Source organism: Ktedonobacter robiniae (assembly GCF_016587375.1).
GTDB classification, from domain to species: Bacteria; Chloroflexota; Ktedonobacteria; order Ktedonobacterales; family Ktedonobacteraceae; genus Ktedonobacter; species Ktedonobacter robiniae.
On the sequence record NZ_BNJG01000002.1, the window covers coordinates 1,862,363 to 1,876,723 of the forward strand.

Genomic DNA, 14,361 nt, shown 5'->3' on the forward strand with positions numbered 1-14,361 from the left:
TGGAGATCCTCAAACTACTCTTGCCAGGATGGGTCCAGGTGCTCTTTGATCCAGATGCGACATCGTATACGCAGTGTCTTCCTCCTTTCGTTGAGACTGTTGGGAGTATACCGTGGCAGTGGATGAGTTGACATCATCCAGATGGATGGTTGTGAGTGGGTGAGAGGAAAAGAGGGGAGGGTCAGAGCAAAAGCAAGCGCCGCGCCACCTCGCTGGCTTCGACACGATTGTTGACGTCCAGCTTCCGATAGAGACTTTGGACATGGGTTTTCACGGTATTGACCGAGATCACCAGTTGGCGGGCTATCTCTGGATTGGATCGACCAGCGACCAGCAGGCGCAGGACCCGCTGCTCCTGATTGCTGAGCGGCTCTGGGAATAAGGCATCCTTACTGGAATGTGGTGCCTCTTCTGCAGGTTGGGAACCTGGATCCTGGGCAAATGCACGCAGAAGGTTTTGCACAGAGGCCCTCAGCGATGCCTCACGTAGCTCTGGCAGCAGCATTTTCAGCAGATGCTCCATCTCCGGCCCTTCATCCAGAAAGAGGCGTTGATAGTTTTCCGGCTGTGCCAGTTCTAACGCCTCACGCAGAGCGGATCTGGCCCGGGTGGATTCTTGAGAGACAAAATGAGCCAGGGAGACGAGTATCTGGATTTCCAGAACGCTCCGTTTGCGCCCTTGAGCCTGGGCTTTCTCTTTCCAGGGAGCCAACTCGTTCAACGCAGCCTCTCCCCTCTTTTGCGCGATCTGCAAGCGTGCCAGGAGCAGCGCTTCTTCCTGCTGGTATAACAATGGCAAGTCTTGCTCCTGTTTGGGTATTCGGGGATCAAAAGTGTGTTGAGCCCATTGCTCCACTGCGAGCAAATTTCCCTGTGCCAGTTGCACCCGCGCCAGGAAGACACGTATCATGCTCAAAGGCCAGGAAAAGCGAGCGCTCCTCTCCCATCTCAAGAGCAACTCCTGAGCCTGTGCGGTCTCTCCACATGCTTGCAAAAGGCGAGTCTGGATGAGCGAACCCGACGTAAAAACGTGGATGCTTTCCTCTGGCTTTTCTCTCAAAGCGAGTGCTTGCGAGAGATAGTGCTGCGCCTTGCTGATGTCATTTTGCTCATAGGAAATCTGAGCAAGGCTATGATAAGCCCATGAGGTAAAGAAAGGATCCATGTCCCCAGTCGCCAGAAATTGCTGCCGGGACATCTCCTGGTCTTGATCAATGGATGACAGGGCTTGATGGTAGTAGCGGGACGCTTTCTGCATCTCGCCTTTTTCCAGGCAGACATTTCCCAAATAGAGGAGCGTAGCGAACACGTTCACAAGAGAATCGATGCGCTTCGATCTTTCGAGACTTTCCAGGATGTACGGCCAGGCTCTCTCCACTTCACCTGTCAGAAACGCTTCTAACGCGTCCGCCAACACATTGTCGGGAGAGAGGAAGCTAGCCTTGGAAAGGAGCGGGCGCGCCTGGTACGCTAACACGAGCGCCCGCGGGAAATCTTCTTGATAGAAGGCAAGCTCGGCGTGGAGTTCTAGAGCGTCCCCCAGGTGTTCCCACTGTCCTTTGGCTTCAAAACCCTGCTCTGCCCACAAGAGGAACTGCTCAGAACGTGCCTGGATGGCGGGCGAACGCCGATCGGTCGTAAACATCATGGCGAGCACAGAGAGGGAACAAAGTTCCGGTTGGGCTCGCACAACCTCTTCTGGCAATTGTTCCAACCAGGAGCGCAGCAGATAAAACTCATTACGAAAGCTGTTAGGAGCCACAAAACGCTCGATCAGCAATGCGACGCGACCAAAATCTTCCCCAGCCAGTGCCGCTTCAATGGCTTCCGGGAGCATCCGCTGTTGCTCATACCACAGACTCGCTTTCTGGCTGAGCGAATGCAGAGCGGCTGCCCCCAGGCGCAGCCTGGCTTCATGCTGCATGCCCTGTGCCCACAGAGCATGATAACGATACCACTGCCGACTCTCGGAGAGGGGTTGAAGAAACAGATTGGCTCGTTCCACCTGTTCGAGCAAGTGATCACTATCCTCTCGGCCCCTGACGGCATCGCAGAGCGAGGTACTCAAAGGGTTGAGCCCACTCGTCTCTAGCAAGAAGTCTTGCACGTCTTGCGACAGGCTGGCTAGGATCTCTTCACGCAGATAGTCGAGGAGGAAGCGCTGGTTGCCCCTGAGCATCCGCACTCCGGCAGAGGGATCAGTCTGTTTCTGTAGGAAGAGCGCTGCCAATTGCAAGCTGGCAATCCAGCCCTCTGTGTGCGCTTCCAGAAGGGCAACATCGCGATCTTCGAGCGCGAGTCCCATCCGCTCAATGAGAAAGTGCTGGGCTTCTTCCCGTGTAAAGCGCAGATCCGTGTCGCGGAGCTCGAAGAGTTGTCCGCGCACCCGGAAACGAGAGAGAGGAAGATCCGGGTCCACGCGACTGGAGAGTATCAGATGCACATGGGATGGCAGATGCTTCAGGAAGATGCTCAGGGAGGCATGGATGGTCGGCTCATCAATCACATGATAGTCATCCAGGATCAGCACGATGGGCGAGGGCTGCGCACTCCTGTCAACCAACTCGCTGAGGAGCATGGTGACGCCAGCAGAAAGAGACCTTCCTGGCAGCAGGGCAAGCGCACGCTCCCCAATCTCTGGCCACCATCTGCGCAGTGCGACGATCAGCGAGATCCAAAACCGCGTCGGGTCATTGTCCAACTCCTCCAGAGACAGCCAGGCGACTGATTGGGGATGCCGATGCGCCCACGCCGAGAGCAGCGTGGTCTTGCCCCAGCCAGCGGAAGCGGAGAGCAAGGTCAGAGGGCGGGACAGAGCGGTATCCATAACTGAGAGGAGCCGCTCCCGTACGACGAGGGTGGCAGGCAGACGTGGAGGGAAGAGCCTGGTCATCACCATCATCCGGCTTTGATCATTGAGCTCGCGTTCAGGCTCGACCATGTTGGAAGGAGTCTCGTTGCCAGCCTGCGTTGTGTGCTCCCGCTTGATCTCCTGGAGCGCCTCAGCCACCTCCTCTAAACGCGCGAGGGTCACACTCACACTTGGTCCAAGATAGCACTTCCTGCGGCTCCCAGAGTTAGTGTGGTACGCATACCAGTAGCCAGTCCCACGAGCCCGGAACTCTTTGAGCACGTTCAGGCGACCATGTTGCCCCTGGAAGGAAAAGGAGGAATGGGTGGTCAACCAGACGCGCCATATTTCCTCGTTTCCAGGGATAATTGGCTGTGGTGGATGATCAGGGGTATGCAAAATATAGCATCGCTTCTTGGTAGACCAGATGAGTGCATGGGTCGGTGGCTTTGGCATGGGTTCCTTTCTTGTCCACAACAGATTTCTCCCCAACTCCCCAACACGAACGAGTATAGCAAAAGCAAGGCGGGTCTACAAGCATGTGCATGTTCTCACGCATGATCTCCCAAGAAAGCGCAATGACGATCGGGTGAATTGCTCAAAATCGACCGCTTCTTGACACATATAGTTTAGCCCAGAAGAAAAACTGCATATTGTTCGACAGTTGGTGAGTGGTTAAATGTACCTGAGTCGTTTGATGCAGCCCGAAGTTACTCACTACCTAATGCGAGCGATGGTTGAACTGGCCGAACTGTTCGGTATCGCCGTATAAACCAAAGCGGGAGGGAGGTAACTGGCTCCCTCCTGCTGCCCCTTGGCACTATCGCGAACGTTGCGAATTATGTAGTAGTGGGAAGTGGTCACAATGTAACCGGGATTTGGTGGTCAGGAGGGAAGAGGCTGAAGTTAAACTGTATTGCTTCAGCCTCTTTTTGTCGAGGCGCGTGAAGCCACTATATAGCTCAGGTAAACTTGCTCTACAGTATGTTCAGTGTGAAGGAGTGAAACAATGGACGATCTCGTACAATGTCTCGCGCAGGGAGATCATCCTGTCATAGTTGGTGGCCCGAAACCATCCCTGGAAGAATTCAAGAAGCGCGTGGAGGACATGGGTTATGTCTTCATTAAATTTACGGATACGCATGGCGGCACCGACCCTGGTGTAAGAGTCGATAAAAGCGCTACGGATCTTAGCCGCGCCAACTTCGAGCAGCAGACAGGGGGTCGCTCATGTTGAGGGGTCACTGACGCTTAACTATGTTAAAGTTCGTTGCGTTGCCGACTTCGACCTGAAGACATTAGATGAAACTTGACACCTCGTCGCATTGGAAGAGGTTCATCCCTAAGGTGATACGTAAGACGGTTGAACCTGTTTGCTCAAGCTCATCAGTTCCCCCTGAAGGACGGAGAGCCAAGGGGGAACTCTCACAAATTGGGGCAAGATCACTTTCATTACCAACCATCTTCTGGTGCCGCTTCAATCTGTTTGGCACACAATTTCCTATGATCATGTAATTAAGCATTTTACAAGAAGATTTTTCTATTCGTATATGGTATTATTATAAATAGCACTTTGTATACATAATTATGGCATGAGTATTTTCTGAGAGGAGAATACTCTATGTTTACAAACCTTGATCCTGGAACAATCGGGCTGAAATTATCGTTCGTGGGGGCATTACAACATACAAGTATCAATGACTTTGCCGGGCCTTGATTTTTCCATAAAAATTATAAATAGAACCTAGCGAATGTGAAAACATTGGTTCAGCTTCAAGGAGTCCTTTGTATACATGGATACGTTACAAATGTCAGTTCTGCTGCTTTTCAAGCAACAAGTGCTATTTCGGCCAGACGCTATTGCCGTTACATTCGAGGATATTTCATTAACATATGTAGGATTAAATAAACAAGCCAACCGATTAGCGCACTATCTACAACGGCAAGGGATCGGTCCTGAGTCACTAGTTGGCATTGCCATCGAGCGCTCTCCAGATATGCTCATTGCGCTCCTCGCTGTCCTCAAAACGGGCGCAGCCTATGTTCCTCTTGATCCTACTTATCCTTCAGAGCGACTCTCTTTTATGTTGCATGATGCTCACATTTCTCTCTTGCTCACGCATCAACACCTCACAGCTCAACTTCCTGTCTCATCTTTGCCTCTGCTTTCACTGGACCTCATCTGGCCTGCTATCGCCGATGAGTCTTCAGAGGATCTCTCGTTGACGATCTCTCCACACAATCTGGCCTATATCATCTATACATCCGGCTCAACTGGCCAGCCCAAAGGGGTGCAAATCACACATGGTGGCCTCTATGCTCTCGCCTCTACGCAGCAGGAGATTTTTGCTATCCAGCCCCAGGACCGCATTCTACAATTTGCCTCTCTGAGCTTCGATGCCTCAGTCTTCGAGATATGTCTGGCCTTGATGGCTGGCGCGACCCTCGTACTGGCGACGCGTGAGGCTTTGCTACCGGGCAAGAATCTCCAAGACGTTCTTGAGCAGTACGCGATCACGCATGCAACGCTTCCCCCGTCAGTTCTAGCCTCCCTCACCAGCGATCAGCTCCCTTGCCTGCACACAGTCATTTCGGCTGGGGAATTGCTCTCCAGAGGACTGGCAAACCAGCTGGTGAAAACACATCGTCTCTACAATGCCTATGGCCCTACGGAGGCGACCGTCTGGGCTACGGGGGCTTATTATACATCCTACACATCCGCTCAGGACCAGCCACCACTCATTGGGCCGGCGATCAACCATGTTCAGACGCATGTGCTCAATGAGCAACTTCAACCGGTTTCTATCGGAGCTTCCGGTGAACTCTATCTGGGGGGACCCGGCATCGCTCGTGGCTATCGCAACCAGGCGGCATTAACGGCCGAACGCTTCATCCCCGATCCGTTCAGCAAGGAAGCTGGGACCCGGCTCTACAAAACGGGCGATCTGGTACGCGTTCACGCAGATGGGGCACTGGAGTTTCTGGGTCGCCTCGATCATCAGGTGAAGATTCGCGGTTTCCGCATTGAACCAGATGAGATTCAGTTGCTTCTCAATACCCATCCCTCTGTTCAGCAAAGTCTTGTGGTTGCGCAAAAAGATGCATCTGGCTACCAGTCCTTAACCGCCTATGTTATTCCTCATCCTGAGAATGCTTCAGATAAAGATGCGCTACGAGCGTATCTTCAACAACGGTTACCAGACTATATGCTTCCTTCTCGCTTTACCTTTCTACAAGCCTTCCCTCTCACACCAAATGGGAAAATTGATCGACATGTGCTCATACAACCTACGACCTTAGATCAATCACCCGAAACAGACCTGGAAGGGCCACGTACTTCTATTGAAAAAAATTTACTGGCGCTATGGACACGGTTATTGGGTATTGCACACATTGGAGTACACGATTCGTTTTTTACTATCGGCGGCCACTCATTAATCGCGGCACAAATGACGGCCAGAATATATGATCTTTTCCAGATCGAAGTGCCCTTGCAAATATTCTTTGCGTTGCCAACCATTGCCAAAATGGCAAGATATATCGAGGAAGCACTGCATAACAAAACACAAGTATCACTGCCGCCTATTACAAAACGCCCGCACACACACACAGCCCCGCTATCCTTTACACAGCAACGTTTATGGTTTCTGGACCAATTAGAAGTTGCCAGGCCAGCATATATCGTCCCTGTTGCACTCCATTTACGTGGTTCACTGCAACTCGCCGTGCTCAATAAGAGTATCAATCACATCATACAACGACATGAGATCTTACGAACGGTTTTTCCTGATGACCGAGGGCAAGCGTTCCAGTCCATAGCACCTTATCGACCAATCATACCTCTCATGATTGAGCTTAGCACCCATGATGGTACAGAAAAAAAGCAGCAGGTGCAACAGATCATTACTCAGGAAATTCACAGACCCTTTGATCTAGCACATGGCCCATTATTACGCGTCATGCTCCTCCGGCTGGATGACCACGAGCACATACTTCTCCTGACAATGCACCATATCATCACTGATGATTGGTCAATAGATATTTTCCTTCACGAGTTTACTTCTTTCTATAGTAGTTTTGTACAAAACAAAGAACCACATTTGCCGGAGCTTTCCGTACAGTATGCAGACGTCGCACACTGGCAACAAGCACACCATCAACAGGCGAAATTCACAGAACAAAGCTCCTATTGGAAACAACAACTCCAGGGACTCCCCCCAGTCCTGACACTTCCAGGTGAGCGTTCACGCCCTCCGATCCCGTCCTTTCAGGGCGCCAGTCTACCATTTCTTCTTTCTCCACAGACTTCACAGCATGTACGCGCGCTCGCACAACGTGAACAGGTCACCGTATTTATGGTCTTACTGGCAGCATTTCAGACCCTACTCTATCGCTACAGTGACCAGCGTGATATTGCGGTAGGAACGCCAATTGCTCATCGTTTTAGAACTGAACTTGAATCTTTACTAGGATTCTTCGCTAACACACTGGTAATACGCACCCATCCGGCAGCCGATATGCCTTTTCTGGATTTTTTACACCATGTCCGCAATGTCATCCTGGAGGCCTATGCTCATCAAGATCTGCCCTTTGAACAGCTTGTAGAATTGCTGCAACCTCAACGTAGTTTAAGTCACAACCCACTTTTTCAGATCATGTTCCTTTTCCAGAATCAGACCCTTCACCTTGATGAGTCAACCATACCAGAGCTTGAAGTGCGGCAACTGGAAGTTCACACTGAAACCATACAATGCGATCTCCAATTAGAGATGATAGAAACACCCCATGGAATTTCTGGCGTGTTCCGCTATGCGGTTGATCTATTTGATACATCAACCATCACCTATATGGTGGCTCATTTTCAATGTCTTCTGAACACAGTCGTGGTACACCCAACCAATCCTCTTGCGATGCTCTCTTTTTTAACGGTTGAAGAAAATCAGGCATTCTCCACATGGCAGACAACACAAATCTCCTCCTCTCCCAATAATCAATGCCTTCATCAGATTATAGAAGCGCAGGTGGAACTGACACCCGACGCAATTGCAGTTCAGTTTGAGCATACGACTCTGACCTATCGTGCTCTCAATGAGCGTGCAAATCAAATCGCACATTACTTACGCTCATTCGGAGTCGGACCTGATGTCCTTGTAGGTATATGTATGACACGTTCTCTCGATATGATACTTGGCTTACTGGGAATCATGAAGGCCGGCGGTGCCTATGTTCCGCTGGACCCGGACTATCCCGCTGCACGCTTGCAATGGATGATGCAGGAGATCCACGCACCGGTACTGCTCTTACAAAAGAATGTACAGCTATCTCTGCCTGACACAACAATCACAGCAATCTACCTGGAGGATGCCTGGGAGACAATCTCTACCTATGCAATTACCAATCCAGATGTGATGACCCATCCTGATAATCTCATCTATACGATCTACACGTCCGGGTCTACGGGACAGCCAAAAGGTGTGATGAATACGCACCGTGGCCTGTGTAACCGCCTGAACTGGATGCAAGAGACCTATGCACTTACCTCAACAGATCAGGTTTTACAGAAAACGCCTTTTAGCTTTGATGTGTCTGTCTGGGAACTCTTCTGGCCCTTACTCTCTGGAGCACGCCTGGTCATCGCACCACCCGGCACACAACGTGATTGCCTGGCTCTTTTTCATCTCATTACCCAGCAATGCATTACCATAGTCCATTTCGTTCCTTCTATGCTACAGGCCTGCCTGGACACGCCGGGTATGGACCGCTGCGTATCATTACGGCACGTCTTTTGTAGCGGCGAAGCATTGTCAACACATCATCAACGGCGTTTTTTCCACTGCCTCCCGTCGACAAAGCTTCACAATCTTTATGGTCCCACTGAAGCTGCCATAGACGTGACCTTCTGGGAATGCAGCCAGACATCCGAGCTTGACTATGTTCCGATTGGCCATCCCATTGCCAACACACACCTATATATACTCGATACTCAGGGTCAAATCGCTCCAGTCGGCAAACCAGGGGAAATCGCTATTGCAGGTGTCGGGCTCGCTCGTGGCTATCTCAATCGTCCAGACCTCACGGCCGAGCGGTTCCTGCCTGATCCCTTTAGTGATCATCCCAACGCTCGTCTGTATTACACTGGTGACCTGGCATGTTATCAAGCCAATGGAAGTATCAAATTCCTTGGCCGAATTGACCATCAAATCAAACTCCGTGGTTTTCGCATCGAGCCAGCAGAGATTGAAGCCACACTCTTAACGCATCCCCTGGTCCGGGAATGTCTCGTTCTGGCGAAAGAAGATAACGACAACATGCCCGCCTTAGTGGCATATGTGGTAATAACCAGCACCCCACCAGATTGGATAGAGACACTGCGTCAGGCACTCAAACACCAACTCCCTGCCTATATGGTTCCGGCTCATTTCGTTTCGCTACCCGCCTTCCCACTCACAATAAGCGGTAAGATAGATCGTCTGGCACTCCCAGATCCATCACTCACGATCACAAGCCCTCCCGCGACGCAGGCACCCTCGTTGACGACTCTTGAGCAAAAACTCATACACCTCTGGCAAGAAGTATTACATCGAGAGCAAGTCGGGCCTCATGATAACTTTTTCGATCTTGGTGGTCATTCCCTGCTGATTATACGCGTTCAAAGAGAACTGCAGCAGCGCTTCAAGCTGGATGTTTCGGTGCTCGACCTTTTCGCATATCCAACCATCAATGCTCTGGCTACGTTTCTTTCTTCTTCGCAACAAACGGCACCTCAACAATCTTCTTCCTTGAGAGAGACGCCTGAAACACTGGCAACGCGAGAACCACAGGATAGCAGCAATGAGCCGATTGCGATTATCGGTCTCGCCGGTCGCTTTCCGGGCGCTAAAAATATTGCTGAGTTCTGGCAAAATCTGCGCAATGGGGTTGAAAGCATTTCCTTTTTTACCGATGAAGAACTGAAAAACGCTGGCATTGATGCTCAGATACTGCAATCTCCCCTGTATGTCAAAGTGAACGCGTTCATAGATGACATTGATCTTTTTGATGCTTCTTTCTTTGGCTACAGCCCCAGGGAGGCCGAGACAATAGATCCACAGCAGCGTCTTTTTCTGGAATGCGCCTGGGAGGCCCTTGAGCATGCAGGCTACGGGAACACAGACTATCGGGGATCGGTTGGACTTTTCGCTGGCGTCAGTTCAAGTAGCTATCTTCCGTTCTATCCTGAAACTCACGCGCAGTCGGAACATTTCTCCGATAACTTCCAGATTCAATTAGGCAATGAAAAGGATTTTCTGGCCACCCGTACATCCTATAAGCTCAACCTTCGCGGGCCAGCGATCACGATTCAAACTGCTTGCTCAACATCACTGGTGGCGGTCCACCTGGCGTGTCAGAGCCTACGCAATAACGAGAGTTCACTGGCCCTGGCCGGTGGGTGTTCTATTCGTATTCCACAAACCACAGGATACTGGTATCAGGAAGGGGGGATTGCCTCCCCCGATGGACATTGCCGGGCATTTGATGCTCAGGCACAGGGAAGTGTCGGTGGCGATGGACTGGGTGTCGTTGTGCTCAAACGGCTATCTGCTGCTCTCCAGGATGGTGACACAATTCATGCAGTCATCCGAGGCTCTGCGATCAACAACGATGGAGCCGCCAAGGTGAGTTATACGGCTCCTGGCTTGCAAGGACAGGTGCATGTGATTACGAAGGCGCTACAGCAAGCGGCAATAGATCCTGACACCATCGGCTATATTGAGACACACGGTACCGGGACGCCGCTGGGAGACTCCATAGAATTTGCAGCATTAAAACAGGCGTATGGCTCTGTTATGACAAAAAAGAACGGATGTGCGCTTGGCTCAGTGAAGACGAACATCGGGCATCTGGATGCTGCTGCAGGTATTGCGGGATTCATCAAAACCATTCTGATACTCAAACACAGAGAGATTCCGGCCAGTTTGCACTTTGAAACCCCCAATCCACTGATTGATTTTGCAGAGAGTCCTTTTTACGTCAATACCTTATTGGCCCCCTGGCAATCAACCACCCATCTGCGCAGAGCTGCGGTGAGTTCGTTCGGCATCGGAGGCACGAATGCTCATGTCATTCTGGAAAACGCCCCCCCAGAACAGGAACCATTAGCGCCTACAAAAACACCATCAGACAATTCCTGGCAAGTATTGACGCTTTCAGCCAGAAGCATAGCTGCGCTGGAGTCAATGACAACACGTCTCCTGACCTACATCCAGGAACATCCATTCTTGTCACTCAATGATATCGCCTACACACTACACGTAGGTCGACAGGCTTTCGCCCACCGACGTATACTGCTCTGTCAACAGCGCAATGACACACTCCAGACCCTCTCAATACACACTCCAGAGCGTGTCTACACCGATCATTGGAACGAGAGCACACCATCACTGGTCTGGATCTTTCCCGGTCAGGGCTCACAATATGCCTCTATGACAGCTCAGTTGTATCAGCACGAACCTGTATTTCGCGTCTCGATTGATCAATGTGCGGAGATCCTTCGCCCTCGATTAGGACTGGACATACGGTCACTTCTGTATCCTGCTGAATATCCAGACACGGAAACGCCCAGAAACCTTGATGAAACATGGCTTACGCAACCCATACTCTTTACGGTCGAGTATTCCCTGGCACAACTCTGGTATTCCCATGGCATTACACCACAGGCAATGCTTGGTCATAGCCTTGGCGAATATGTGGCAGCTTGCCTTGCTCAGGTTCTCTCACTTGAGGATGCCTTGCTGCTCGTAGCCGACCGTGGTCAGCTCATGCAACAATTACCACCAGGAGCAATGGTCTCTATCGCTCTTTCTGCCGAAGAGGCTCAAGCATTTTTGGATGAGCATATTTCACTGGCCGCGATTAATGCTCCCCAAAAATGTGTCCTTGCTGGTCCAATTGCCAGGATCGACACCCTCATACGACGTCTGTCCCAACAAGGCATTGCCTATCAACGCCTGAAAAACTCCCATGCTTTTCATTCGCCAATGATGGAACCGATGCTCGATGCATTCGCCTCACGGCTACGCCAGATTCAATTGCAGTCACCAGAGATACCGTATATCTCTAATCTTACCGGCACCTGGATTACGCCAGAACAAGCGACGGATCCAATGTACTGGGTACAACACACCCGGCAGTGTGTCCAATTTGCTCAGGGGGTACAAACGCTCTTCCAGGAACCCTTACCGCTCCTGCTGGAAGTCGGTCCAGGACATACACTCACTTCATTGGTCAGGCAGCATAGCTTGATGAGTCACGCGCTGGTATTGCCTTCACTTCCAGCAGCGCAAACGACAGAATCTGAACTGCTTACCCATTACACAACGCTGGGTCGATTATGGCTCCGTGGCGTCTCTATCGATTGGTCGATCTTCCACACCCACCAGCACCAGCGACGAGTTCCGCTACCAACGTATCCTTTTGAACGTCAGCGCTATTGGATTGAGTCTGCGCCACGAGAAAAGGAACAACAAAATACGCACAGCGCGAGTACGCAAAAAGCCGCGCTGTCCGACTGGTTCTACATTCCCACCTGGAAACGTGCCCCGCTCTACCTGGACTATGCGCATAAGCAAACGAGCATACCATCAACATGCTGGGTAGTATTTAGCGATCCGGAAACAAGCACGCAGAGCATGGTGCAAGCCCTACGGGAGAACCAACAACAGGTCATAGAAATTCGTGTAGGAGAGCGCTTTACCAGGCAAGGCGATGCCTTGTATCTGCTGGACCCTCGTTCACGCTCCGATTACGATGCACTATTCCACGAGCTCCAGTTGACTGATCGCTGGCCGCACAATATTGTGCATGCCTGGTCTATGACCTATGCATTCGAGGCCGAACCGCTTGATCCACATAGTATGCGCATACACAGTATTCAGGAGCGTGGATTCTTGAGCCTGCTCTACACCATTCAAGCCATTGACCAGGCACAACAAACAATACCGATACATATCACGGTCATTTCAAATGCAACACAAACTGTCACAGGCTCCGAGTCTATTGTGCCAGAGAAGGCGACACTTGGTGGTATCTGTAAAGTTATACCACAAGAGTATCCTTTCCTCACCTGCACGTATATCGATCTTGATCAATCTGTACCCCAGAGCAGACAGCTACAAAGGCAACAGGCGCAACTCCATGCAGAGCTGCTAGCGCCGACGACTGATCCTATTGTGGCCTATCGAGGAGATCAGCGCTGGGTTCAGTTATACGAGCCAACGCACCTTGATACCGCAATAACAGACCATGTATGCCTGCGCGAGAAAGGCACCTATCTCATCATCGGCGGCCTGGGTCAGATTGGACTGGCGATGGCAGAATATCTTGTCCGGCAAAAGCACGCTAGAATTGTTCTGATTGGACGCAGTCCTTTGCCCGAAAGAGCTCAATGGGAGTCCTGCCTCTCCAATCATGATATGCCTGAGAGCGAGATACGAAAAATTCAGACGTTACAACGCCTGGAAAGCTATGGGGCAGAGATACTTACACTCTCAGCGGACGCAGCCAACGAAGAGCAGATGCGTTCGGCTCTGGCGCAGGCTGAAGACCAATTTGGTACGATACATGGTGTCATTTATGCTGCCGGAGCCCGTCCAGAGCAAATCTTCTATACTATTCACGATACAAACACCCATATCTATGATGCACAGATGGAAGCAAAAATTCATGGAGTACTGGTGCTAGAGCGTCTACTGCGTGACAGAAATGTGGACTTCTGTCTCCTCAACTCATCGCTTTCGTCCATCTTAGGTGGCCTGGGCTTTGCAGCCTATACCGCGGTCAATCTCTTCCTCGATGCATTCGTATCGCAGCAGACAGCTCAGACCTCGACCCGCTGGATTAGCGTCAACTGGGATGGATGGCAATTTGAGCAGGAATCTACCAATAAAACGCTGCTTGACACACGCCTGGCACATCTTGCCTTGACTCCTGATGAAGGGATCGACGCATGGCTACGCATTCTCTCGACTGACTTCCTGACACAAGTGATTGTCTCAACAGGAAACCTCGAGGAACGTGTCACACAATGGATCAGGCAGAAGCGCCAACCCTTACTTCCGCAGCCAGCGCCCAGATCAATTGACACATCCCATACGAGACCAGAGCTACAGACTGCCTATGTGGCACCTCGCAATGAGATAGAACAAACTATTGTAGAAATCTGGCAGACATTGCTGGGTATTGAGCCTATTGGCGTCTACGATAACTTTTTAGAGCTAGGCGGCCATTCGTTGCTGGCGACCCGCGTACTGACCCGGATACAAGAATTGCTTCATGCAGAACTTTCTTTGCGCTCACTCCTGGAAACACCGACTGTCGCCGGAGTGGCAGAACACGTGATCCAATCCCTCACGGCACACATTGACGATAGCGAGACTGAACAGCTTCTAGCTGAACTTGATGCCCTCACCGATGAAGAGGTCGAGGCATTTCTCGCCCAGGAGTAGAAAAAGATCCAAAGGAGCCTGACATAT

General features: G+C 51.1%; 3 protein-coding genes. 2 read left to right on the top strand and 1 reads right to left on the bottom strand.

All coding sequences use genetic code 11. The annotated features are described in order from the left end of the window. Positions 1-181: 181 nt before the first annotated feature. Complete coding sequence (locus JMJ04_RS28950) at positions 182-3,307, bottom strand: winged helix-turn-helix domain-containing protein (protein WP_201373881.1); 3,126 nt, start codon at positions 3,305-3,307, stop codon at positions 182-184. Positions 3,308-3,860: 553 nt separating this feature from the next. Here JMJ04_RS28950 and JMJ04_RS28955 point away from each other — a divergent pair. Next, complete coding sequence (locus JMJ04_RS28955; protein ID WP_201373882.1) at positions 3,861-4,088, top strand: hypothetical protein; 228 nt, start codon at positions 3,861-3,863, stop codon at positions 4,086-4,088. Between the two features lie 556 nt (positions 4,089-4,644). Then, positions 4,645-14,334 carry a non-ribosomal peptide synthetase/type I polyketide synthase gene (locus tag JMJ04_RS28960; RefSeq protein WP_201373883.1) on the top strand — a complete coding sequence of 3,230 codons (9,690 nt, stop codon included), beginning with the start codon at positions 4,645-4,647 and terminating at the stop codon, positions 14,332-14,334. Positions 14,335-14,361 lie beyond the last annotated feature (27 nt).